Origin of the sequence: Nocardia sienata NBRC 100364, from assembly GCF_001613205.1 — a bacterium.
Classification (GTDB): domain Bacteria; phylum Actinomycetota; class Actinomycetes; order Mycobacteriales; family Mycobacteriaceae; genus Nocardia; species Nocardia sienata.
Genome location: NZ_BDBX01000009.1, coordinates 43,704 through 67,971 on the forward strand (window position 1 = coordinate 43,704; position 24,268 = coordinate 67,971).

Genomic DNA, 24,268 nt, shown 5'->3' on the forward strand with positions numbered 1-24,268 from the left:
GGTTACCTTTCCGGCCGCGCCGCCGCGCCGCCGTCGAATTGCAGGGCAGGGCCGGAGAAATCTCCGGTCCCGCGGGCGTTGGTGCATTCTTCCGCGAAGGCCAGCACACTGCGGTGGTAGGCCGGTGCGGTCCGGCCGAGGCTCGAGTTGTGACCGGTATCGGGCATCCGGTTCACCACGACCCGCGGCGACCGGGTGAACATACCGCCCACCGCGACCATCTCCGCGGGATCGTTGCGCCACACCCGCTCGTATTCACCCAGGCTGTACCGCACCGGAACACAGATATCGGGGGCGAGTCCGAGAAATTCGCGCGCGGCCCAGTCGTGCAGCGCCCGCGACTCCAGATGCGAGCCCTGCGCGGAAACAGTACCGCCGCCCCGAACGTCGTCGGGATAGAGCCGCGACGGCTCCCAGATCAGCCGCCCCACCCCACGTGGCCGTCGGCCGGCGATCCGGTCGGTACCCCAGAGCAGCTCGTGGGCGGCCTGCTGGTGCCGGCGCCCGGTGCCGGCCAGTTCCAGCCCGAGCAGGTCGGCGCCGCGTTCGGCGGCCGCCATCCGGACCGCGAGTTCGCAGCCCGCCGAATGCGCGAGCAGGAAGACACCCGCGCCGCGGGGCAGACCGTCCAAGAGTGCGTCGACGGCGCCGTAGACCAGATCCACCCGGCGCTGTGGGGAGTCCAGGCGCCGGGCGTGCGGAGCCGAGCTGCCGAACCCGGGGCGGTCCAGCGCGAGCACGGTGTAGCCGAGCCGTTGCCCGGCACGCAGCAGCGAGTACTCCGGATGGCCGGGGCAGTCGAAATACCGGGAATCCACGGCGCCGCCGTGCAGGGCGACCACGACCGCCCGCGGGCCGGGCGCCGCGGCCAGCAGCCCGGACACCGGAATCCCGTCGACCTCGGGTACTTCGGCGATCACCGGCAACGGGCCGGGGGACTCGGCCGGCGCCAGGTCGGATCCGGTGAGCGTCACCGCGTACCCCGGGCCATCAGGATTCACTCCGCAGCAGTACCGCACCGCCCGGGGTGAGGCCCCCGCTGGACACCACCGCAACCTTCGCGTCGCGCACCTGCCGTGCCCCGGCGGTCCCGCGCAATTGGACGATCGCCTCGTGCATCAGTCCCATGCCGTGGGTGCGGCCGTGCGAGAGCTGACCGCCGTGGGTGTTCAGCGGCAGGAGGCCGTCGCGGGCGATGTTCTTCCCGCCGTCCAGGAAATCCTTGGCCTCCCCGATCTTGCAGAAGCCGAGCGCTTCGATCCAGGACAGGCAATTGATGGTGAATCCGTCGTACAACTCGGCGACGTCCACATCGTCGGGTCGCAGGTCGGTGCGGGTCCACAGATGGGCGGCCGGACCGAGGACCTGCGGTTCGTGGGTGAGAGTGCTCTGATCCCATTCGATCCGCTCGACGATCTGGGTGCCCACCGCCTCCACCCGGATGGCGGGTACGGGCAGATCCGCCGCGGCCTCCCGGGCCGAGACGATCACGGCGACGGCGCCGTCGCACGGGACATCACAGTCGTAGAGTCCGAACGGTGTGGTGATCGGCCGCGCGCTCAGATAGTCGTCCATCGTCAGCGGATCGCGGTAGACCGCACTCGGGTTCAGCGCGGCGTTCGCGCGCTGGTTCAGCGCTATCCAGCCGAGGGTTTCGCGGGTGGTGCCGTAGTCGTGGAAATGCCGTTGTGCCTTCTGTGCCAGCGTATGCGCGGCGGAGGTGGAACCGAACGGATGCATCCAGCTCGCGGTGCGGCCGCCACCGGTGGCGGGGATCGTGCCCCGTTTCATCAGCTCGTTGAACGTGGCCTCCCAGACCGTGCGGAAACACAGCACATGGGTGGCCAGACCCGCGTGTACCGCGAGCATGGCCGCGATCACCGACCCGCCGGGCCCGAAGGTCTCTATCCCGCCGTTGTGCCAGGTGGGCCGGATACCGAGCGCGGACTCCAGCGCGGTGACCCCGCCCTCCCCGAACCCACCGAGGTTCCCGCCGCCCGGATACGAGGACAGGCCGTCGATATCGTCGAGGCTCAGGCCCGCGTCGGTGATCGCCTGCTGGCAGGCGTCGACAGTGAGTTCCAGCGGCGGCCGCATGAGCCGCCGCCCGATCCGCGACATCCCGATTCCGGTGAGCGCGACGCTGTCCTCGAATTTGTCGCGGCGCCGCCTGGTGGTCACGTGCTGGGCGAATTGATCAGCGGGTATCTCGTCCACCGGCAGTGGCGCCGGGCCGGGCTGGTGCGCGGCGGGCCGGAACAGTGGCAACCACACATCGTCGTCCTGCCGGAACAGCACCTCCAGCCGCATACCCAGGGTGAGCTCGCCGGGATCGCAGTCGACGATATTGGTGGTCAGCCGGACCCGCGGATCGTCGTCCAGCGCCACCGTCGCCACCACGTACGGCGGCGGGAGGCCCGGTAGCCCGAAGCGGTGGTTGACGGTGAACGACGCCAGGATCGCGGTCCCCGAGACGATCCGGGGCGCCAGCTCGCGCCCCCGGCAGTAGCGGCAGATCGGCTGCGGCGGATGGATCAGCGCCGAACACGCCCGGCACTGCTGGATCCGGAGGTTGCCGTCGGCGCCCGAGGTCCAGAAGAACTCGGTGTCCAGGGACAGCAGCGGTAGCGGCCGCCCCGATCGGGGTGCCGGTTCGTCGCCGGTCGTCGATGACATATCGCCTCCTCGTGGCGTCGGTGCCGGGGCCCGGTGCCGCCGGTAAGCGACCACGTCCGGTGGTCCACCCGGGCGGTCGCCCGTCCGGGTGCCGGAATTTCGTTGTGCCGCTGTGCGTCAGATCTGCGCCGCGTCCTTGCGGACGGTCACCGGCTCGGCGAGCCGCTGTTCGTCGCAGACGGTCTGCAGTTTCTCGAGTGTCTCGGCGAGCCCGGGGCCCAGTGGTTCGCCGGGGGTGAATGTGGCCGGCAGGTGCCGCATTCCCTGGATGACCGCGATGGTCTCGTAGTGCACGGCTTCCTCCGGGATACACCGGAAGTCCGGTAGCCGATCCAGCACCGCGAGCAGCATTCGCTTGTACACCGCGCGGGCCACATTCGATCCGATACACCGGTGGATACCCAATCCGAAACTGAAGTGCCGGTTGCCTTTACGGTCCAGCACGACCGTGTCGGGCCGGTCGAACACGGCCGGGTCACGGTTGGCCATGGCCCAGGACAGCCACAGCCGTTCGCCTTCGGCGAACCGCGCGCCGGCCAGTTCGACATCGGCGTTCAGCGTGCGGCCGTCACCGGGCGCGGGTGTGAAGTACCGCAGGAACTCCTCGGTCGCCGAATCCAGCAACTGGTCCCGTTCCCGGCTGAGGGTTTCCCGTTCGCCCGGATGTTCCGACAGCCATTCCAGCGAATGCGCGGTGAGCGCGGTGGTGGTGTCGAAACCGCCGCCGATCAACAGGCCGAGCATGCCGAGGATCTCGATATCGGACAGGGGTTCGCCGCCCAGTGTCGCCTCGGTCGCGAGCGCGTGGACGAGGCCGGGCCGGGGATGCGCGCGGATCTCGGTGAGATTGGTGTAGAGGTCCAGGCCCATCTCCTGGTGCATTCGGTGTACCCGCTCGAACTCCGGGGAGTCCGGTGGGGTGTACACCGTCGCGTGCGCGGGCTCGCTGTAGACCGCCCAGTTGCGCAGCGGGACGCCCAGCATGGCCAGGGTCAGGACCGCGGGCACGATATTGGCCAGATCGTCGACGAAATCGATCCGGCCCGTGGCGATCTTCTCGTCGAGCGCGGCGCGGACCAGTTCGTCGACGAGCGGTATCCACCGCTGCACCGCGGCGGGCGACAGGTACGGGTTGAGTACGGCCCGCAGTTCACGGTGCTCGGGGTCGTCCATCTCCAGGATGCCGTTGCGAATGGCGGCCTGGTTGGTGGAGGGAATGGTGATGCCCTGATATCCGCGCCGTACGCCCTCGACGTCACGGTCGTTGGAGACGTAGGGGCACCGGGCGAGTTCGAAGACCTCCCGGTTGCCCGCGGCGACCCAGTAGCCGTCGTGGCGGTCGGTCCAGGCGATCGGGCACTGCCGGTGCATATGCTCGGTGATCGCCTGGAACGATTCCCGGTAGGCCGGCCCGTAGCGGTCGAAATCGAGCCGGGGATGCAGGCGGTCGGTGGGTTCGGTGGCCGACATCGGATGCCCCCTCGTACTACTCGGTGAGCGAGATGGCGCGCTCGGGGCAGGAGTGCACCGCTTCGCGCACCTGATCCTCTTGGTCGTGGGCCACATTCTCGTCGACCGGCGAGGAATGCCCGTCGATTTCACTGAGTTCGAACGCTTTCGGCGCGATCATCGAGCACAGGGTGTGCCCCTGGCAGCGTTCCTGATCGACATGGACCTTCACGGTTGTCACTTCCCTTCGGATGCGGTGGGCGGATTCCTGGGGCTGTCAGGTGTTGCGTCCGCCGTTGACGCCGATGATCTGGCCGGTGATGTAGCCGGCCTCCTCGGAGATCAGGAAAGCGCAGGTGGCGGCGATGTCCTCGGGTTTACCGACGCGCCGCACAGGGGTGCGCTGGATATGGTCTTCGACGGTGCCGCCGAGCAGCCGGCGTTCCTCGGAGCGGCGCAGCATGGGGGTGTCGATGAAACCCGGGGGTACCGCGTTCACCGTGATTCCCGACGGGCCCAATTCCAGCGCAAGGGATTTGGTGAGTCCGTTGACCGCGGATTTCGACGAGACGTAGTGGGACATGAACGGCTGGCCCGACTGTGCGCTCGACGAAGAGATGTTCACGATGCGTCCCCAGCCGGCTTCGATCATATCCGGCAGTACCGCCTGGATGGTGTGGAAGACGCCGTGCAGATTCACCTCGATGACCCGCTGCCATTCCGCGAAGTCGATGTTCTGGAACCGTTTGAACCCGTCGACTCCGGCCGCGTTCACCAGGACGGTGACCGGCCCCAGCTTCTCGCGGACGGACCCGAGCGCTTCGGCGATGCTGTCCGGATCGGTCACATCGGCCCGGTAGGCGGAATCGTCGGCCGCGGCGGCGTTGCGGTCCAGGGCGGCCACATGGAATCCGTCGCTGCGCAACCGCTGCGCGATGGCCAGTCCGATGCCCGAGGCGCCGCCGGTGACAACTGCGGTTTTCACGCCTGCCTCTCCTCTCCCGCGCCCAGTGGCGCAAGAACATGCATTCCGAATAAAGAGAACCGTACTCTCGTGTAGTTCGTGTCCGCAAGATCGACGGAAGCCGTGTGCGGGCGGTCGACCTGCGGAAGTTTTCGGAACGCTCCAGCTCATCGAATCGTCAGCCGGACCACTCCTCCAAATGTACTATTCTCCTCAAACGAGAATGCAATTTTCATAACTTTCGAGGAGGCGGGATGTCAACGCAGGAAGAGGCGGCGACTGCCACCCAACGGTTGCTCATCGACGGGCAGCTGGTCGAGACCGGGGCGACCCTGGCCTCACTCAACCCCGCGAACGGGGAAGTGGTCGGCCATGCGCCCGAGGCCGGTGTCGCCGAGGTCGACGCCGCGGTGGCCGCCGCCCGCCGTGCGTTCGACACCACCGACTGGTCGACGAACCACGAATTCCGCGCGCGCTGCCTGGAGCAGCTCTACCAGGCGCTGCAGGACAATGTGGAGGACCTGCGCGCCCTGATGATCGCCGAGGTCGGCGCGAGCTACATCCTCACCAAGGGCAATCAGCTCGAGACCCCGTTCGAGATCGTGAAGTACTACGCGGGCGTACTGAAGGACTACACCTGGACCGAGGATCTCGGTGCGGTCGAGATCCGTGGTGCGCAGCACCAGCGCTGGGTGGAGAAGGAGGGCGCGGGCGTAGTCGCCGCCATCGCCGCCTACAACTATCCCTACCAGCTGGCGTTCGCCAAACTCGCGCCGGCGTTGGCCGCGGGCTGCACGGTGGTGCTCAAGGGCGCCCCCGACACCCCGCTCGTCACGCTGGCGCTGGGTGAGCTCATCGCGAACCGCACCGATATCCCCCCCGGGGTGGTGAACATCCTCGCGAGTTCCGATGTGGCCGTCGGGGAACGGATGACCACGCACCCCGACGTCGATGTCGTCTCGTTCACCGGCTCCACCCCGGTCGGCCGCAAGATCATGGCCGCCGCCAGCGCCACCCTCAAGAAGGTCTTCCTCGAGCTCGGCGGAAAATCGGCGGCCATTCTGCTCGACGACGCCGACTACAACCTGGGCGCCATGTTCGCCGCCTTCAGCATCTGCTCGCATGCCGGCCAGGGGTGCGCGATCACCACCCGGCTGCTGGTACCCCGCGCCGATCACGACAAGGTCGCTGAACTGGTCGCCGCCAATCTCGCCAATATCACCTACGGCGACCCGGCCGACCCGAAGAACTACATGGGCCCGCTGATCAGTGAACGTCAGCGCGACAAGGTGCACGGCCTGGTGGAACGTGCGGTCGCCGCGGGCGCCACCCTGGTGGCCGGCGGCGAGAAGGTCGATCCGGGGTATTTCTACAAACCGACCCTGCTGGCCGATGTGGACCCCGACAGCGAGATCGCGCAGGAGGAGGTATTCGGCCCGGTGCTGGCGCTGATCCCCTACGACGATATCGATGACGCCGTGCGGATCGCCAACAACTCCATCTATGGGCTGTCCGGCGGCGTCTTCGGCGCCGACGCGGAACGGGCGCGGGCCGTGGCCCGCCGGATCCGTACCGGCACCTTCAGCATCAACGGCGGCAACTACTTCCACCCCGACGCGCCCTTCGGCGGCTACAAACAGTCCGGGGTCGGGCGTGAGATGGGGGTCGTGGGCATGGAGGAGTTCATGGAGAGCAAGACCCTCGCCGAGGTGGTCTCGTGAACGGGCCGCTGGCGGGGATCAGGGTGCTCGAGGTCGCCATGTACGGGTTCGTTCCCTCGGCGGGCGCGGTGCTCGCCGACTGGGGCGCGAACGTCGTCAAGGTCGAGCACGCGGTCACCGGCGATCCGCAGCGGGGGCTGCGCCAAATCGGCAAGTTCAAGGTGGAGGGCGATCCGAACCCGAACATCGAGCACGCCAACCGCGGGAAACGCAGTATCGGCGTGGATATGTCGAACCCGGCGGGCCGCGAGGTCATCCACGAACTGGCGCGGCGCGCGGATGTTTTCCTCACCAGTTTCCTGCCCTCGGCACGCGCGAAGTTCGGCATCGACGTCGACGATATCCGTGCGGTGAACCCGAAGGTCGTCTACGCCCGGGGCAGCGCGCTGGGGCCGCGTGGCCAGGAGTCCGATCGTGGCGGCTATGACATGACCGCCTTCTGGTGTCGCGGCGGTGTGGCCGCCACCATCACCCCGGAGGGCACGGACGGGATGATCCAGCCGCCCGGTCCGGCGTTCGGCGACACCATCTCCGGGACGAACCTGGCCGGCGGGATTGCCGCGGCGTTGCTGAAGCGGGAGCGCACCGGGGAACCGTCCGTCGTGGATGTTTCGCTGCTGGGCAGCGGGCTCTGGTCGCTGGGGCATACGGTCGCGCTGTCGGCGTATCAGGGTGAACCCATGCTGGCACCCCCGCCGGGGACCCACGGCGCGATGGCGAACCCGCTGTCGGGTCTCTACCGCACGGCCGACAACCGCTATCTCTCGTTCGTCATGCTGCAGCCCAGGAAGTTCTGGGCCGACGTCTGTCACCATATCGATCGCCCCGAGCTGGCCGAGGATCCCCGCTTCGCCGACGCGGCGCAGATCGCCGCCAATACCGCGGCCGGGGTCGAGATCCTGCGCGAGGCCATCGCGCAACGGACGTTGGCCGAGTGGACCAAGAAGTTTGCGACACTCAAGGGCCCCTGGGCCCCGGTCCAGGACTCGTATCAGGTGGGACAGGACGATCAGATCAGGTCCAACGAATACATTCTCCCGGCCGGAGAGCTGGAACTGGTCTCCAGTCCGGTGCAATTCGATGTCACGGCTCCCGAGTTGCGGCCCGGACCGGAGTTCGCGGCACAGACCGAGGAGGTACTGCTCGAACTCGGCTGGGACTGGGATCGGATCATCGAATTGAAGACCAGCGGTGCGGTGGCCTGACCGATAGCGCACAGTGGCGCCGGAACCCTCGGGGTTCCGGCGCCACTGTGTGTCCGTTCAGCTGCTCTCGCAGCCGATTCCGTTGCCGTCGCGGTCAAGGTCGTACTCGTCGGGTCCGATCACCCGTACCCGCCCGGTGTAGGCGGGCCCGTTACCACTGCCGCCCTCGCAGTCGACATCACTGGTGATGGGCACGCAGGGATCGTAGGAGGCGTGGCATCCGGCCGGTGCGGCGCCGGCCGGGGCGGCTTCCATCAGGCCGAAGGAGGCGGCGGCGAGGGCGGCGGCGCCCAGGATGGACAGGGTCTTCATCAAGTCTTCTTTCAGCGGGAAGGACGAATCGCTGAAGTTTCGCACGGCCCTGACCGGACGAGCTCGATTTTGATGGAAAAGTGACCTCTTAAAATAGTTATCGGATACTTACCGGAATGCAGGGCAACTGCGCTCTCGCCCGGGAATCGTCTCCGGGGCCCGGGTGTTGTCCCGGGCGCATCCCGTCCGCCCATCTCCCGGAGGCCGCTCATGACGACACCGCGTGCGCATGAATTGATCGACCCCGCAACTGATTTCGGTGCTCGTGTCGGCGAGCGGCTGGACCGCGAGCAGATCGTCTGGCTGACCACCGTGGGCCCCACCGGCACCCCGCAGCCGAGCCCGGTGTGGTTCCGCTGGGATGGGCGCAGCTTTCTGATGTTCAGCCGTCCCGACCGCCCGAAGCTGCGCAATATCGCCCGCAACCCGCGGGTGGCGCTGCACTTCAACAGCACCGACAGCGGGGGAGAAGTGGTGGTGTTCGGCGGTGCGGCCCAGCTCGAGGTCACCGTCGACGCGGATGAGATCGCAGCCTACCTCGGCAAGTACGAGGCGGGCCTGGCCGGGCTGTCCATGACCGGTGATCAGTTCCGGGCCGAGTACTCGGTGCCCCTCCGTGTAGTGCCCGACCGCTTGCGGGGCTTCTGACCCCGGTCAGAACTCCACTCATCGGGTGCCGCGCGCGCCTATTCGCTGAAGATCACGCTCTCGAACGCCGACTGCTGCTCGGGGACCGAGGGGTTGCCCTCACAATTCGGCCCGGGGAACGCGGCTACCCGGAGGTCGGTGTCGTTGGCGAGCATCCCGGCGGCGCCCGGGGTGTTGTGGCATCGATCGGGCACCGGGTCGCTCAATACGGCGGGGCCGCCCTGCTGTGACACGTAGACGAAGTCGCCGGGGACCGCGTGTGCGGTGAGCGGGACGGTCAGCGTGAGCGCCGCACCGGTGGCGACGACGCTCAGGGTACTCGCGATGTATCGCATGCGCGCTGCTCCTCTCGGCTCGGGTAACGGCTGTACGTGTTCGCAGTATTCACCTTCGATGGGTGGGACGCAGGCGTGATATCGACTTCGCCGGTCAACGGATCCTTTTCGGAGTGTCGCGGTGGCGGCGGATGATCGGTTGTCGTCGCCCCTCGCTGCCGGGGCGAGTGCTGAGCGCGCCGGAACCAGGTACCCGATCGGGCGCTACACACGCCCTGATCACCCCGGGTCCCTCGGCGAACTCGAGCTCTGCCACGGAAGGTGGCCCAGATAGTCGCCCAGCCGGCCCGCTGCCCGGAGCATGGCCAGTCCCTGGTCGGTGAGCCGGCGCTGCCAGGCGGCGAGCGCGGTGGTCAGGGCGTCGGTGCCGCCGGCCGTCCGGACCTGTTCGACCACGATGGCGATACGGTCCAGCCCGTAGCCTCCACGCCGGAGCAGGTGGGCCAGTTCGGCGTCGCGGATATCCGGCGCGCGGTAGATCCGGTAGCCGGTGCCCGGGTCGCGCTCGGGGGTGAGAATGCCCGCGGCCTCCCAGGCGCGCAGGGTGGCCGGGGTGATGCGGAGGTGATGGGCCAGCTCGCCCACGGTGCGGTCGGCGGGCGCGCGCGAACGGTCGGTGTCTTGCCCGGTGGGCAGGTGGGCGATGGCCCGCCGGACGGTATCCAAGGTTTCGCGGTCCCGGAGCAGCTGCTGGTGGCCGCGGTCGATGAGCTTCAGGGCGTTGTCCAGGTCGCCGGCGTGGAGTTCGGTCATGATCCGGCCGGCGAGCGCGTGCCCGTACGCCGCGACCAGGGCGAGAAAGGCGCGCAGAGCGGCCGCGTGGACCTCGGTGTAGACCCGGTAGCCACTGGCCGTGCGTTCGGCGGCCGGGAGGTACCCCTCTCGTTCGTAATTGCGGACCGCCTGGGTCGAGAGTCCGTGCTCGCGCGCGAGGTCGGCTGGTCGCAGGTTGATCACCGGTTTGAAACTTTATCGCCTGAATACCGCATGGATACATAGTAAGTATCAACCGAGACTTCAAAGATACGATCGAAGAAATGAACTTCGACATCGATACCTTGCTCACCACCTCCCCTGAACTGCTGGCATTCGGCGAACCCACCCATCTCGAACCCGCTTTCGCCTGGACCCGCAACGAGCTGTTCGCCGAACTGGCAGACCGCGGGTACCGCTCGATCGCTCTCGAGACCGACCGGGTGGCCGCTCTCGCCGTGAACGACTACGTCCAGCACGGCGTGGGCACCCTCGATACGGTCATGGACGAGGGTTTCTCGCACGGGTTCGGCAGTCTCGCCGCCAATCGGCAACTGGTCGCCTGGATGCGGGAATACAACCAGGGGCGACCCGCCGCCGAGCAACTGGCGTTTCACGGCTTCGATATCTCGGCGGAGACGATGAGCGCGTTCAGCCCGCGCCGCTACCTCGAGTACGCTCGCGACTACCTGGGCCTCGACCTCGACCTGGCCGGCCTGCTCGGTGCGGACGAACGGTGGCACCGTACGGAAGCGGTCATGGATCCGGCCGAATCGATCGGCGCGACCGAAGCGGCCGACGCACTCCGTGTGCACGCCGACGATATGCTCACCGAGCTCTATCTCCGGGCGCCGGAGCTGATGGAGAAGACGTCACGGGCCGAATGGTTGCGGGCCCAAACGTATCTCACCGCCGGACTCGGTCTGCTGCGGTACCACAAACTGGCGGCCCGCCGCGTCGAACAGACTGTCCGCTGGACCCGCATGTGTGCCGCCCGGGACGCGCTGATGGCACAGAACCTCCTCGATATCCGCCGCTTCGAGGCCGACCGGGGCCCGACCCTGGTGTTCGCCCACAACGCGCACCTGCAACGAAATCCGAGCCATATGACCATGGGACCCATGGAACTCGACTGGCACAGCGCCGGCGCCATCCTGCACTCCCTGGTGGGCGCGGACTACGCCCTGATCATCGGTAGCCTGGGTCGCGACGAGACCTTCGACCTGCTCGAACCCGAACCCGACACCTACGAGGGGTTCCTGCAGACCCGCATCACGGACCGGGGCCTGATCGCACCCCCCGAAATCCCCCCCCGCCCGCACCCGCGACGACCACACCCCGGCGCACGGCTACTTCCCGCTCGACCGCGCCTCGATCGACGCCGCCGACGCGATCCTGCACATCCACGACGGCGCCGGCTACCGCGGCGCCGGGGAGAGTGATCCGCGACCATGGGTGCCCGCGAACCCGGCGTGATGGTCGGCCGGGGGGCGTGACCGGACCGGGCCGTTGCCACGGCTCAGCGTGGCGGCGGTCCGGAAAGGTGTGGGATGAACGCCTCCCGGACTCCCGCGGAGTCCGGGAGGCGGTGTACCGGCGATCGTGGCGGGCTCATGCGGGATCGCCCGGCCCCGGCCGGGGCTCAGCTCGCGTGCTTGGCGGCGAAACGCTCCGCGTACTCGGCACGGGTCGTGGTCGACAGGTCCACGTCGGTGGCCTTGGCGCGCAGCGCGCCGACCGTCGCCTGCTCCCGGGGAGTATGGGCGAACGGGTCCCAGTTCAGGAAGCGGCAGGCGTTCTGCCAGGTGATCTTGTCGATATCGGAATCGTCGGCACCCGCCCCCTCGAGCTCGTTGAGCACGAATTCCGGGGCGCCCGGCCACAGTGAATCCGAATGCGGGTAGTCGCATTCCCAGGCGATGTTGTCGATGCCGATCTCGTGCCGCAGTTTCAGCGAGGTCGGGTCCGTGACGTAGCAGGCGAGGACGTGCTCCCGGAACACCTCGCTGGGCATCTTGCCGCCGAAATCGCGGCGCAGCCAGCGCTGGTTGGTGTAGTGCCGGTCGGAACGGTCCAGGAAGAACGGAATCCAGCCCACGCCGCCCTCGGACAGGGCGACCTTGAGTTTCGGGAAGCTGCGGAAGGCCGGTCCCCACAGCAGATCCTGGGTACCGATCAGGGAGATGCTGGGCGCGAGGACCATGAGATTGTCGATCGGCGCGTCCGGCGCCAGCTTGAGGACGCCGAAGCCCTGGCCGATGTGCAGGTTCATCACGGTGTCGTTATCGCTGAGCGCCTGGAACACCGGAGCCCAGTAGTCGATGTCGTGGTAGCTGGGCAGGCCGTCGATATGCGGCAACTCCGGCATGGTCACCGAATGACAGCCCTTGGCGGCGACGCGGTTGATCTCGTCTACGGCCAGCTGCGGCTCCCACAGCGGCAGGATGGCGATCGGGATGAAACGGCCCGGATAGGCACCCGCCCACTCCTCGATATGCCAGTCGTTGTAGGCGGAGATCATCGCGACGGTGATCTCGTCCATCCCGCCGCGGCTCAGATGTCCGGCGCTGAAACCGGTGAAGGTGGGGAAGCACATGGAGCCGAGGACGCCGTTGGCGTCCATATCGCGCACCCTGTCGTGGATGTCGTAGACGGCGGGTCGCATCTCGGCGTATCCGGCGGGATCGTAACCCCATTCCTCGGCCGGCCAGGACACGACCGCGTTGAGCCCGGTGACACCGGTGGGCCGGTCCCGGTAGATCCAGCGATCGATACCGGTGTCGTCGACGACGACCTTGGGCACGTACTCGGCGTACTTCTTCGGCACGTGGTTGTCGAACATATTGCGCGGCTCGACCACATGGTCGTCGATGCTCACCAGAATCATGTCGTCGATATTCACCGGACTCCTCGCTGTTCATGGTCGACGCCGGGCGCGGCCCGGACTAGGAGATCGAAAGTCTCTTCAAATGAGAATCCCACTCTCGGTTGTGTTCGACGATACACCGTGGGCGTTGTTCCGGTCGAGATCGTTCGCGGGCGGATCCCGCAATCACGGTGCGGCCGCCACCGTCGGGCATGCCGACGTGCCGGACTCCGCAAGGGAGCCCGGCACGTTCGCCGGAGGATGTACCGCCTCGGGCACCGGGCCCGATCCACTACCGGGCGGGGTGGCGTGGAACCTCACCGCGGCCGATTCCTCGGCAGGGTGCCCGTTCGATTCGTTGCGGCGCTGTTCTCAGCGCAGCCGATCTTTTACGACCTTTCCGGTGGCGTTGAGCGGTAGCTCGTCGAGGAAGACCACCGACCGCGGTACCTTGAACCCCGCCATGCGTTCCTTGGCCCAAGCTATGAGCTCCGCCTCACCGAGCGGTCCGCGTGCCACCACGAACGCCTTCCCGACCTGGCCCATTCGCTCGTCGGGCACACCGATCACCGCGGCCTGTGCGACCGCCGGATGTTCCAGCAGGAACCCTTCGATCTCGGCGGGATAGGCGTTGAACCCGCCGACGATGTACATATCCTTCTTCCGGCCGATCACCTTCAGCCGCCCGCCGTCGTCCAGACTCCCCAGGTCGCCGGTGTGCAGCCAGCCCTCGGCATCGACGGCCGCGGCGGTGGCCTCCGGATCGTCGAGGTAACCCTGCATCACGCTGTAACCACGGATGAGCACTTCGCCGTCGCCGGCGATGCGCAATTCGATTCCGTCGCAGGCGCTACCCGCGGTGGTCGCGATCTGCTCGAAGGTGTCCCCGGGCCGGGATGCGGTGGCCGTACCGGCTTCGGTGAGGCCGTAACCGGTCATGATCGACCGGAACGGCAGTTCCTCCCGAATGCGGCGGATGAGGTCGACCGGGATATCGGCCGCTCCGGTCACCGCCGCGCGCAACGAGGAGATATCGCGCGCGCCCCGGTATTCCAGCAGGGAGTGGTACAGCGTCGGCGGTCCCGGCAGCATGGTGATCCGCTCGGCCTCCACGATTTCGATCACCCGCTCCACGTCGAACACCGGCACCGGTAGCATGGTCGCGCCCCGGACCAGCGAGGACACGATGCCCGCCTTCAACCCGAAGGTGTGGAAGAACGGGTTGACCATCAGATAGCGGTCGCCGCGGCGTAAGTCGGCCAGATCGCACCACTCCGAGTACAACCGCAGGGTTTGCAGGTGGTTCATCATCACGCCCTTGGGGCGCCCGGTGGTCCCCGAGGTGTAGATGATGTCGGCGATATCGGTCCCCGCGACCTCTCGTTCGAAAGGTGCTCCACTGGTGAGGAAATCGGACTTCAGGTCGTAGACCGGCACGCCGGGCGGCGCCGGATAGTCCGCGCCGAGGAAACCCTTCTGCACCAGCAGTGCCCGGGCGCCGCTGCGGCGGATCACATCGGCGGCTTCCGCGGCCTTGAAACGGGTGTTGACCGGTACCAGTACGCCGCCCGCGGTCATCAGGCCGAGGGCGGCGACGATCCATTCCGCCGAATTGGGCGCCCAGACGGCCACCCGGTCGCCCTTGCCGATCCCGGATTCGGCGAACGAGCCCGCGGCCCGGCGGATCCGGTCCACCAATTCGCGGTAACTCCACCGCAGCTCCCCGTCGACGATCGCTTCGGCATCGCCGAAACGGTCCGCCGTCGACAGGGCCAACTGAGGGATGGTTTCCCAGGTCATACTGAGTCCGTTACCGCCCTGCTCAAACCTCGAGCAGTCGTGCCAGGTTGCCGCCCATGATCTTGGCCTGGTTCTCCAGCGGCATGTCCTTGATCTCGTGGATGTAGCGCGCCGGCTCGGCCAGGCCCTCCGGATGCGGCCAGTCCGATCCGAACAGCACATGATCGGCGCCCATGACCTGCGACAGTCGCTCCAGGTCCTCTTCCCAGAACGGGCTCACGTAGAGACTCTGTTTGATGGCCTCGATCGGATCGCGGAAACCGAAACCCTCCGGTGCCTTCTTGTAGACGTCGGACAGCTGCTGCAGCAGCGGTTCGAGCCAGGCCGAACCGTTCTCGATCACCGCGATCTTCAGGTCGGGGAAGCGGTTCAGCGCACCGTGGCACACCCAGGACGCGACCGCGTCGGTGACCGGCCGCCACTGGTTGGTCATCGCGAAGGTGTTGGTCTGGAACGGCAGCATCTCCAGGCTGTTGCCGTCCCATTCGGCGTCGTAGCGGGAGTAGCCGCTGTCGGAGGAGTGCATGGTGACCAGCACATCGAGTTCGACGACCCGCTTCCAGAACGGATCGAATTCCGGCAGCGCGAACGAGCGCATGCCCTTGAACCCGGGAACAGGGGCGGGGCGCACCAGGATGGCCTTGGCGCCGTGTTCGACGACGGCCCAGTTCAGTTCGTCGATGGCGCGTTCGACGATCGGCAGGGTGATCACCGGGACGGTGAAGATCCGGCCGGAGTGTACGAAGCTGCCGTCCTGGCCCCAGTCGTCGAGCATCCAGCGGTTCAGCGATTCGATCACCGCGTGGATGAGTTCGGGGTGGTGGCGCATGCGTTCCTCGACCAGGCTGGCCAGCGTCGGGAACATGAGGGCACGCTGCAACTGGAGATCGTCCATGACCTGCAGCCGGGCTTCCGGATTGCGGAAGGCCTCGATCGCCTTCATCGACTTGCCGAAGATCTCACGCCGGCTCTTGCCCTCGGGATTGCCGTGCTTGAAGTACTCCTCCATGGCGCCGGGGCGTGCCACGACCTCGAAGGTGGGGTTGGGGATGTACTCGCTGATCTGGCCGAGTACCGCGATCTTGGTGCGGCCGTTGATCTCGACGTACTGGATGGCGCCCTCGTACTCCTTGGGGAGATGCCGGGTGAGCGCTTCCTTGGTCTCGTAGAGATGGTTGTCCGCGTCGAAGAGCTGGTACGGCAGCTCGACTTTGCTCATGGAATCCTCCTTGGCTATTTACGAGAATCGTATTCTCATAATGGTTCGGTCGCAACGGCCTCGTCGCGCGCTGCGGTCAGCTCCCGCCGGATGACGAACTTCTGGATCTTTCCGCTGGGGGTCCGCGGGAAGTCCGCGACGATATGCAGTTCCTCGGGCCACTTCTGCTTGGCCAGTCCGGCGCGGGCGAAATGCGCGCGCAGCGCCTCGATATCGGGTGTCGGGTGACCGGGCAGGCAGCGCACCACCGCGGCGGTGCGTTCGCCCAGGCGTGGGTCCGGCACCGCGACCGCGACACCCTCGGCCACGCCCGGCAGGGTGAGCAGCACTTCCTCGACCTCGAGCGCGCTCACGTTCTCGCCGCCGCGGATGATGATGTCGGACAGGCGATCGGTGATGGTGAGGTAGCCGTCGGCGTCCACGGTGCCGATATCGCCGGTGTGGTACCAGCCGTCGGCGTCGAAGGCGCGGGCGGTGAGTTCGGGATCGGTGTAGCCCAGGCACAGATCGGGGCCGCGGCTGATGATCTCGCCGTCGTCGCCGAGCCGGAATTCAACGCCCGGGAGCGCGTTGCCATCGGTGAACAGGCGTTTGTCCGCCGGTGCGGTGGCCAGTGAACCGGTGATCGACGGGTGCTCGGTACTGCCGTAGGAGCGGAACACGGTGATACCGAGTTGTTCGAGCCGGGTGCTCACCGTCGCCGGCACGGCCGCGCCGCCGAGGCCGGCATAGCGCAACTGCGCTAGATGGGCGGGCCGGTAGCCGGGATGGTCGAGCAGACTCGTGACGAAATAGCTCACACCGCCGCCGACGCAGATGTTCTCGCTCGCCATCAGTTCGAGCACCCGGCCCGGGTCCCAGAGGTCGAGCAGGTGGATGGGTGCGCCGTCGAGAACCGGGATGAGCAGGGCATTGAGCATGCCGATGAAATGCCCGACCGGTGCCGAGGTGAGCTGGTCGCCGCGATCGGCCGGGTACATCCCGGCCAGTTGCCGCACCTCGTAGCCCAGGGTGTTGTGGCTGTGTACGACGCCCTTCGGCGCCCGGGTGGTACCCGAGGTGAAGGCGATGCACGCGGGGCCGCCCGGGTCGGCGCGCAGGACGCCGTCCATCGGTTCCGGTTCGAGCAATTCGTCGAAATCCCGGTCCACCACGCCCACTACCGGCACGGTGGCGCACAGGTCGGGGTCGAATTCGTGGTGACCGAATCGTTCGCAGGTGATGAACGCCTTCGGGGAGACCGCACCCAAGATGTAGCCGAGTTCCCGGCGTCCGTAGAAGTGCGCGATCGGCACCACGGTGGTGCCGAGCAGGGCCGAGGCCCAGTAGGTGGCGGCCGCCTCCATCCAGTTCGGCAACTGGAACGCGACGATATCCCCGGGGCCTACGCCACGTCGGCGCAGTCCGGCGGCGAGGCGGCGTGCGATCCGCTCGACCTCGGCGAAGGTTCCCGTCCAGGGCCGGATGCGGGAGTGCACCCGGAAGGTCGCGCCGGGTGCCGCCGCCAGGCCGCGGGCCAGGATCTCGCCGAGGGTCTCATCGGTCCACCAGCCGGCCTCGCGATAGCGACGGGCCAGGGCGGAGGGGACCCTGCGGATGGGCGATCCGGGCCCGGAGGCGGTAGCGGAGTGTGGCCCCGTAGGGCCCTCGCTCGTGGGCCGTGGATGCTGCATCGCGAACTCCCGATCCGACCGCCGGAAACCACCGGAAAGTATATGGTTCTCTAAGTAAGAGAATCATATTTCCGTCGAGGAGAACAAGTAGTGATCGAGCTCGAACTGGCGGATGGTCTGGCCGTCGTCACCATCAACCGGCCGCACGCGCGCAACGCCATCGCCCTGGACACGATGGATGAACTCGGCAAGGCGATCGACGGCGCGACCGGCGCCCGGGCTCTGGTGATCACCGGGGCCGGGGACCGGGCCTTCGTCTCCGGCGGGGATCTGAAAGAGTTGGCGGCATTGCGCACCGTGGAGCAGGCGACGGCCATGGCGAACCGGATGCGGGAGGTCTGCGACAAGCTCGAGCGCTTCCCGGGGCCGGTGATCGCGGCGCTGAACGGTCATGCGCTGGGCGGCGGCGCCGAAGTCGCGGTCGCGGCCGATATCCGGATCGCCGCGGCCGATATCAAGATCGGTTTCAATCAGGTGGCACTGGCGATCATGCCGGCCTGGGGCGGCGCGGAACGATTATCGCGGCTGATCGGCCGCAGCCGCGCGCTACTACTGGCGGGTTCGGGTGAGATTCTGGCCGCCCCCGACGCCGAACGCCTGGGCCTGCTCGACCGGGTGCTGCCGCGTGCCGACTTCGACGCGGGCTGGCGCACTCTGGCCCGGACTCTGGCCAATCCATCCGCGGGCGCGATCAAACGGGTCGTCGACGGTGCGAGCCCACAGGAGGCGGTGGCGGCCTTCGCCGAACTCTGGGTGGCCGACGCGCACTGGGCGGCGGCCGACCGGGTGATGAACCGGGCGAGATGAGGCCTGCGATGAGCCGTCGGCTACGCCCCGTCCTCGAGCAAACCGATCTCGCGTTCGGCGAAGGCGAAGGTTTCGGCGTGTCCCGCTGTCATCCCGAGAGCCTGTTCCAGGACGACCATCCGCGCCGCGCTGGTCATCAGCACCGAGAGCACATCGGCGGGAAACCGGCCGGTGTCCACGCCGTAGCCGCTGAGCAGCCGGGCCAGTGCCTCGGTCTGCGCCGCGCGGAACTGCTCGGAATAGCGCACCACTTCGGCGCGGATCGCCGGTTTGTGATTGGCCAGGCCGACGAACTCCATGGTGAACCGGGCGGCGGCGGTATCGGTACTGAACTCCCACAGCGCGTGCAGCGGCCGGTCGGATTTCAGTACCTGCGCGAGCGTTTCCAGGCCCTGTTCGGCGCGGCGCCGGAACACCGCCAGGAACAGGTCGTCCATCGACCGGAAGTAGTAGTGCACCAATTGGGGTTTGAGACCGGCGTGTTCGGCGAGTCGTCGCGAGGTCACCGCGGCCCAGCCCTGTTCCAGCATCAGCTGTTCCGCCGCGTCCATCAGGACGCCGCGGTTCTTGGCCTCGGGTGCGCCGAGCCGGCGGGGTGATGACATGTTCAGGCCTCCTCTGGGCTTTCCGTATTACCACGCCGGTCGCGAGATCACCGGCGATCGTATCCCGCGGCCGACGACTGTTGACGCGCTCCCCCGGCACATGCTAAGCATGTGCTCAGCATCACATCTGAGCGATCGCTCAGCAGGAGTCCCGGACCGTACCGGGCCACGACCGCGGCCTCGGATGGAGTGTGTGGCGGCGCGAGGAGGCGGCTGTGGGCGACCCGGAGCAGCAGCGCGCGCCGAGGACGGCTTCCGGCGGCGACAGCCCGCGAGGGCCGCGGAGCGACCGAGCCGTATCAACCGGTGATCCACGGTTGGCGACAAGATTCTGTTGATATCAGGAGGTTCCCGTGACCGATTTCGATACGGTCGACTACTTCACCGATCCCGCGCTGGTACCCGACCCGCATCCGTACTACGACCATCTGCGCGCCAAATGCCCGGTGACCCGGGAACCCAACTACGGTGTCTGGGCGGTCACCGGCTACGAGGAAGCCGTCGACGTCCTCCGCGATTCCGACACCTTCTCCTCGTGCATCGCCGTCGGCGGTCCCTTCCCGCCGCTGCCCTTCACCCCCGAGGGCGACGACATCACCGGCCAGATCGCCGCGCACCGTGAACAACTCCCGATGCACGAGCACATGGTCACCATGGATCCGCCCGATCACACCGCCGCCCGCTCGCTGCTCAACAAACTGCTCGTGCCCTCCCGGCTGAAGGAGAACGAGGAGTTCATGTGGAAACTCGCCGACAGGCAACTCGACGAATTCATCGACGACGGCAGATGTGAATTCCTTTCCGCCTACGCCAAGGTCTTCACGCTGCTCGTGATCGCCGACCTGCTGGGGGTGCCGGAGGAATATCACGAGGAACTGCGCATCAACCTCGCCGGTGGGCCGACGGTGGGTTCGATCGACAAGGAGATCGTGCCGGTCAATCCACTGGAATGGCTGGACAACCTGTTCGGCGAGCTGATCTCCGACCGGCGCGCCAATCCGCGCGACGATGTGCTGACCTCGCTGGCCCAGGCGAAATATCCCGACGGGTCGACGCCCGAGGTGATCGAGGTGGTGCGCACCGCGACATTCCTCTTCGGCGCCGGCCAGGAGACCACCGCGAAACTGCTCGGCAGCGCCATGCAGTTCATGGCCACCCGTCCCGACCTGCAGGACGCGTTGCGCGCCGACCGCAGCCGTATCCCGGTGTTCATCGAGGAGACGCTGCGCATGCAGGCGCCGGTGAAGAGCGGTTTCCGGCTGGCGAAGAAACCGGTGGAGATCGGCGACGTGCCGCTGGAGGCGGGTTCGCTGGTGATGGTCTGCCCGGGTGCGGCCAATCGCGACCCGCGGCGGTTCACCAACCCGCACGAATTCGATCTCGACCGCCCGAATTTCCGGGAACACATGGCATTCGGCCGGGGCGTGCACACCTGCCCGGGCAGCCCGCTGGCCCGCGTCGAGGGGCGGGTCTCGCTGGAACGGATCCTGGACCGGATGCTCGATATCCGGATCGACCCGGAAAAGCACGGCTCGCTGGAGAATCCGACCTTCGACTTCGAGCCGACATTCATTCTGCGCGGCCTGACCGACCTGCACATCACCTACACCCCGAAATCCTGAAAGCCACTACGGCAGCACAATCCGGCCGGCCACCGCGGCCGGAACGAGGAAAAGAGGAAGTCATGACCGGACGGGTCGAGGGCAAGGTCGCCTTCATCACCGGCGCGGCCCGCGGCCAGGGCCGCAGCCACGCGGTGCGGCTGGCCGAAGAAGGCGCCGACATCATCGCCATCGATATCTGTAAACCGATCGACACCGTCGAGATCCCGCTGGCCACCCCGGACGATCTCGTCGAAACCGAGGAGCTGGTCAAGGCCACCGGCCGCAGGGTCGTCACCGCCGAGGTCGACGTGCGCGATTCGGCCGCCCTGAAAGCCGCGCTCGCCGAGGCGGTCGGCACGCTGGGCCGGCTCGACATCATCGTCGCCAACGCCGGTATCGCCAGCGGCGGTGACACCCTGGCCGAGACCGACGAAGAGGTCTGGCAGGACATGATCGATGTCAACCTCAGCGGTGTGTGGAAATCGGTGAAGGCCGGGGTCCCGCACATCCTGGAGGGCGGCCGCGGCGGTTCGATCGTGCTCACCAGCTCGGTCGGTGGTCTCAAGGCCTACCCGCAGACCGGGCACTACGTCTCCGCCAAACACGGTGTGGTCGGCCTGATGCGCGCCTTCGCGGTGGAACTCGGACAGCACAATATCCGGGTCAACTCGGTGCACCCGACGCACGTGAGCACCGCGATGATCATGAACGAGAAGACCTTCAAGATGTTCCGCCCGGATCTGGAGAACCCGACCGCCGCCGATATGGCGCCGATCTGCCAGATGTTCCACACCCTGCCGGTGCCGTGGGTGGATCCGATCGATATCAGCAACGCGGTGCTGTACCTGTCCTCGGACGAAGCCCGCTATCTCACGGGCGTGACACTGCCCGTGGACTGCGGGTCGATGCTCAAGTAGTCGACAGGTTCGCACGGTCGCGGCCCGGACACGCCACTGCCCGGGCCGCGTCGCCGCGTGAGTCCGCGTCCCGTACCGCCGACCGGCTGTACCGACCATCTCGGCGGCCCGTGTCCTCCGCGCGCAACACCCCTACTGCCGAGCGCGAGGCGGCCGCGCCGATTCCTGTCGCGATCCAGGAGGCGGTGCGCCGCCTGCTCGAAGTCCTCGGTATCCGCTAGGCGCTCAACCGGCTGGGTGCCCCCTTCGAGCTGACGTTCACGGCCGACTCGCTCTGGCTTCGATTACGCGAGGCGAGGAGGGTCCGGCCGACGGTCGTTACGCCGGTTCTGGAGTGACCCCGGAGCTCCGGGTGTGCCGGACCCCGGCCCGGCGATATGCGAGGATCGGTTGCCATGCATGCCAGACGAATCGGCCGATGGGCAGTCGTGATGGGGGTACTGGCGGCCACGGCGGGATGCGGTGCGTCGGCCGAGCCGCCTCCCGTTTCCCCGCGACTCGGTACCGAATTCACGCTGGCACCGGGCGAAACCGCCCGGCTGGACGACGACCGGCTGACGGTGTCGTTCGACCAGGTGTCCGCCGACGGCCGGTGCCCGGTCGGGACCACGTGTGTATGGGAGGGCGACGCGACGGTGATCACCGAAGTGACCGCCGGCGCACAGCGTTCCCGGCACGAGCTCCATACGAATCAGCGCTTTTCCACCGAGGTGACCGTGGGCCGGTACCGGATCGCGCTGGTCGCGCTCCGGCCGTCCCCGCCGGCGAGCGGGCCGGTCTCCGGCGGGGAGTATCGGGTGGATCTGCTCGTCACCGGGTGACGACCCGCGTTGCGCCACGCGTTCACTCGGTGGGCAGCGCCCGGCGCAACTCTGTAACCGCGATCCGCGCGGCCTCGGCGATCGCCGCGTCCACGGCCGGGAGAGCGGGATCGGCGCGGGCGGCCCGGGTGAAAACGGCCACCGCGACCGGGTGTTCGCCGGGAAACTCCACCACGGCGACCTCATTGCGGATGATGCCGATCGTGCCCGTCTTCCCGGCCACCGCCACCCCGCGATGCGGGAATCCGGCCGCGATCCGGTGCGGCCAGACCTGGCGTCGCATGACCGCCCGGGCGAAATCCGTCTGCTCGCCCGACAGCACTTCTCCGCGCCAGAGCGCGGCCAGCAGCCGGGTCATCTCCTCCGGGGTCGTCGCGCTCGTGTAGGCGGGATCGTAGGCGGAGACCGTCCAGGCCTCGTCGTTGTCGGCCAGGGCGGTGAACGCCTCGGCCGTGCCGTGTGTGTCGGTGTCGCGCACCAGACTGCGCTGGATATCGGCGGTGCCGCCGACCAGCCGGGTCTGCTCCAATCCCAGCGATTCCAGCAGTTCGTGTATCGCGGCCAGCCCGATTTCGCCGAGCAGCAGATCCGCGGCCGCGTTGTCGGAGACGGTCATCATGGAAGTGGCCAGATCGCGCCGGCTCATCGTGACCGGATCGTGCAGGGCGGAGATCCCGGTGGGGCCGGGCGTGCATTCCGACGGAGTGAGCGTGAGCCGCGCCAGCGGGTCCAGGCGACCGGCGTCCACGGCGCGGCAGTACGCGAGCAGCAGGGGGAGTTTGTACACCGAGGCGGTGACCACCCGCTCGGCCCCTCCGATGGAGACCTCCGCGGCGCTGCCGTCGCAGCGGCGGGCGTGCAGCCGTCCGGTGCACCCGGCGTCGGCGAACACCGCCCGGATCCGCTCGGCCGTGCTCATCGCAGACGCTCCCGGTAGAGCACCCGGTCGACAGCGTCGGCCTGGTCCTCGGCGCCCGCCCGGTGGATCACCCGGCAGCGCAACGCCACCGCCTGCGGGGCCATTCGCAGCCAGGAGACACCCGGTATATCGGCGGGCGGTGTGGTGGTCAGCCCGAAACTCGCGCCCGCGGCGACCGCGGCGAGCACCGCGCGATCGTCGTGGACGGTGACCGTCTGCGCATCCAGGCCGCGTTCGCGCAAGAGGTCGCGAACGGTATCGGAGGCCGGCGGATTGGCAGCCCGCGGATATGCGGCGTGGGTCAGATCGGCCAGCATCGGGAAGGTGGGACGTTCGGTGGCCGCGCTGCGATGGTCGGCCGGAACGACGATCCACCGCGGAAGTTTCACCACGGACCGGGCCTCCACGCCGTCCACCAGCGCCGGATGCTCGATCACCGCGAGATCGCACAGCCCGGACCGGACGGCCGCCACCAGATCCACTGTGGTACCCGTATCGGTGGAAACCGCTTCGCCGGAGACGCTTCCGGTCCGCAGCGCGGTGACGCAGGCGGTGACGATCCGGTCGGGCAGGGCGGGGGTGGCGCCCCAGTGCACTGTGCCGCGGGTGCGGGCTATTCGCTGTGCCTCGGCGAGCAGCCTTTCCGCATCGTCGACCAGCAAGCGGGCCCTGGGCAGCAGTTGCCGGCCCGCCGCCGTGAGTACCGCCCCCTGCCGGGTACGGTGCACCAGCTCGACGCCCAGCCTGTTCTCCAGCCGCCGCAAGCCCTGCGAAAGCGGCGGCTGCGTCATATCCAGTACAGTGGCGGCCCGTCCGAAATGGCCTTCGTCGGCGATCGCGACGAAGTAGCCGAGGTGTCGGATCAGATCCATAGCGATATTGAACCAGCGACCCGCCCGACCGCTTCCGAACTGCGGATTTCTGTGCCATTTCGAGCATTGAAACCGGACCCTACCTGCATTGATATCATTTGC

Annotated in this window: 23 protein-coding genes; 8 read left to right on the top strand and 15 right to left on the bottom strand. The window is 67.7% G+C overall.

Annotation, left to right across the window (positions count from 1 at the left end; translation table 11 throughout):
• Positions 1-2: 2 nt before the first annotated feature.
• The 5 genes from NS4_RS08740 to NS4_RS08760 all read right to left on the bottom strand — a co-directional run bounded on the left by NS4_RS08740 (position 3) and on the right by NS4_RS08760 (position 5,110).
• A complete protein-coding gene (locus NS4_RS08740; RefSeq protein ID WP_245665188.1) occupies positions 3-1,001 on the bottom strand; it encodes an alpha/beta hydrolase in 999 nt (332 codons plus the stop codon).
• Positions 991-2,676, bottom strand: coding sequence for a thiolase C-terminal domain-containing protein (locus NS4_RS08745; RefSeq protein WP_063059011.1), 1,686 nt, complete (start codon positions 2,674-2,676; stop codon positions 991-993). The genes NS4_RS08740 and NS4_RS08745 overlap by 11 nt, the downstream gene beginning before the upstream one ends.
• Positions 2,677-2,793: 117 nt before the next feature.
• A complete protein-coding gene (locus NS4_RS08750; protein WP_063059012.1) occupies positions 2,794-4,146 on the bottom strand; it encodes a cytochrome P450 in 1,353 nt (450 codons plus the stop codon).
• 16 nt (positions 4,147-4,162) lie between these two features.
• Positions 4,163-4,357, bottom strand: a complete 195-nt coding sequence (locus NS4_RS08755; protein ID WP_030521009.1) for a ferredoxin — start codon at positions 4,355-4,357, stop codon at positions 4,163-4,165.
• A gap of 45 nt (positions 4,358-4,402) precedes the next feature.
• Complete coding sequence (locus NS4_RS08760; RefSeq protein ID WP_063059013.1) at positions 4,403-5,110, bottom strand: SDR family NAD(P)-dependent oxidoreductase; 708 nt, start codon at positions 5,108-5,110, stop codon at positions 4,403-4,405.
• 233 nt (positions 5,111-5,343) lie between these two features.
• On the opposite strand from NS4_RS08760, the gene NS4_RS08765 reads away from it, so the two are divergent.
• Positions 5,344-6,810, top strand: a complete 1,467-nt coding sequence (locus NS4_RS08765; protein ID WP_063059014.1) for an aldehyde dehydrogenase family protein — start codon at positions 5,344-5,346, stop codon at positions 6,808-6,810.
• A complete protein-coding gene (locus NS4_RS08770) occupies positions 6,807-8,015 on the top strand; it encodes a CaiB/BaiF CoA transferase family protein (protein ID WP_084487035.1) in 1,209 nt (402 codons plus the stop codon). Before NS4_RS08765 ends, NS4_RS08770 begins: the two co-directional genes overlap by 4 nt.
• 57 nt (positions 8,016-8,072) lie before the next feature.
• On the opposite strand, the gene NS4_RS08775 is transcribed toward NS4_RS08770, so the two are convergent.
• Positions 8,073-8,327, bottom strand: a complete 255-nt coding sequence (locus NS4_RS08775) for a hypothetical protein (protein WP_063059041.1) — start codon at positions 8,325-8,327, stop codon at positions 8,073-8,075.
• Between the two features lie 210 nt (positions 8,328-8,537).
• On the opposite strand from NS4_RS08775, the gene NS4_RS08780 reads away from it, so the two are divergent.
• A complete protein-coding gene (locus NS4_RS08780) occupies positions 8,538-8,975 on the top strand; it encodes a TIGR03667 family PPOX class F420-dependent oxidoreductase (protein ID WP_063059015.1) in 438 nt (145 codons plus the stop codon).
• A gap of 38 nt (positions 8,976-9,013) precedes the next feature.
• Here NS4_RS08780 and NS4_RS08785 read toward each other — a convergent pair whose 3' ends face one another.
• Entirely contained in the window at positions 9,014-9,310 is a 297-nt protein-coding gene (locus NS4_RS08785; RefSeq protein ID WP_063059016.1) for a hypothetical protein, read from the bottom strand.
• A 219-nt stretch (positions 9,311-9,529) separates the two neighbouring features.
• Positions 9,530-10,267, bottom strand: coding sequence for a TioE family transcriptional regulator (locus NS4_RS08790; protein WP_063059017.1), 738 nt, complete (start codon positions 10,265-10,267; stop codon positions 9,530-9,532).
• 80 nt (positions 10,268-10,347) lie between these two features.
• Between NS4_RS08790 and NS4_RS08795 the strand changes: the two genes are divergently transcribed.
• Positions 10,348-11,505: an erythromycin esterase family protein gene (locus tag NS4_RS08795; protein WP_084487036.1), complete on the top strand. Its 1,158-nt coding sequence runs from the start codon at positions 10,348-10,350 to the stop codon at positions 11,503-11,505.
• Positions 11,506-11,705: 200 nt separating this feature from the next.
• On the opposite strand, the gene NS4_RS08800 is transcribed toward NS4_RS08795, so the two are convergent.
• From NS4_RS08800 to NS4_RS08815, 4 genes are all read right to left on the bottom strand, one after another.
• The gene (locus NS4_RS08800; protein WP_063059018.1) at positions 11,706-12,965 is read right to left on the bottom strand and encodes an amidohydrolase family protein; all 1,260 of its coding nucleotides are present in this window, start codon (positions 12,963-12,965) and stop codon (positions 11,706-11,708) included.
• Between the two features lie 336 nt (positions 12,966-13,301).
• On the bottom strand, positions 13,302-14,729 hold the full coding sequence (locus NS4_RS08805; RefSeq protein WP_063059019.1) for a FadD3 family acyl-CoA ligase: 1,428 nt from the start codon (positions 14,727-14,729) through the stop codon (positions 13,302-13,304).
• 22 nt (positions 14,730-14,751) lie between these two features.
• Positions 14,752-15,948, bottom strand: a complete 1,197-nt coding sequence (locus tag NS4_RS08810) for an amidohydrolase family protein (RefSeq protein ID WP_063059020.1) — start codon at positions 15,946-15,948, stop codon at positions 14,752-14,754.
• A gap of 35 nt (positions 15,949-15,983) precedes the next feature.
• Positions 15,984-17,546, bottom strand: a complete 1,563-nt coding sequence (locus NS4_RS08815; protein ID WP_063059042.1) for an AMP-binding protein — start codon at positions 17,544-17,546, stop codon at positions 15,984-15,986.
• 165 nt (positions 17,547-17,711) lie between these two features.
• Here NS4_RS08815 and NS4_RS08820 point away from each other — a divergent pair, with 165 nt between their 5' ends.
• The gene (locus tag NS4_RS08820) at positions 17,712-18,428 is read left to right on the top strand and encodes an enoyl-CoA hydratase/isomerase family protein (protein ID WP_063059021.1); all 717 of its coding nucleotides are present in this window, start codon (positions 17,712-17,714) and stop codon (positions 18,426-18,428) included.
• A 20-nt stretch (positions 18,429-18,448) separates the two neighbouring features.
• Here the strand turns inward: NS4_RS08820 and NS4_RS08825 are convergent, their stop codons facing one another.
• A complete protein-coding gene (locus NS4_RS08825) occupies positions 18,449-19,033 on the bottom strand; it encodes a TetR/AcrR family transcriptional regulator (RefSeq protein WP_063059022.1) in 585 nt (194 codons plus the stop codon).
• A gap of 353 nt (positions 19,034-19,386) precedes the next feature.
• Between NS4_RS08825 and NS4_RS08830 the strand changes: the two genes are divergently transcribed.
• The 3 genes from NS4_RS08830 to NS4_RS08840 all read left to right on the top strand — a co-directional run bounded on the left by NS4_RS08830 (position 19,387) and on the right by NS4_RS08840 (position 22,375).
• Positions 19,387-20,655 (top strand): cytochrome P450, encoded by a 1,269-nt coding sequence (locus NS4_RS08830; RefSeq protein WP_063059023.1) that lies wholly within the window; start codon positions 19,387-19,389, stop codon positions 20,653-20,655.
• A gap of 62 nt (positions 20,656-20,717) precedes the next feature.
• Positions 20,718-21,554, top strand: coding sequence for a mycofactocin-coupled SDR family oxidoreductase (locus NS4_RS08835; RefSeq protein WP_063059024.1), 837 nt, complete (start codon positions 20,718-20,720; stop codon positions 21,552-21,554).
• Positions 21,555-21,949: 395 nt separating this feature from the next.
• Entirely contained in the window at positions 21,950-22,375 is a 426-nt protein-coding gene (locus NS4_RS08840) for a hypothetical protein (RefSeq protein ID WP_157105955.1), read from the top strand.
• A gap of 22 nt (positions 22,376-22,397) precedes the next feature.
• Here the strand turns inward: NS4_RS08840 and NS4_RS08845 are convergent, their stop codons facing one another.
• Both NS4_RS08845 and NS4_RS08850 read right to left on the bottom strand, forming a co-directional pair.
• Entirely contained in the window at positions 22,398-23,294 is an 897-nt protein-coding gene (locus tag NS4_RS08845) for a serine hydrolase (RefSeq protein WP_063059026.1), read from the bottom strand.
• Positions 23,291-24,166 carry a LysR family transcriptional regulator gene (locus tag NS4_RS08850; RefSeq protein WP_063059027.1) on the bottom strand — a complete coding sequence of 292 codons (876 nt, stop codon included), beginning with the start codon at positions 24,164-24,166 and terminating at the stop codon, positions 23,291-23,293. The genes NS4_RS08845 and NS4_RS08850 overlap by 4 nt, the downstream gene beginning before the upstream one ends.
• Positions 24,167-24,268 lie beyond the last annotated feature (102 nt).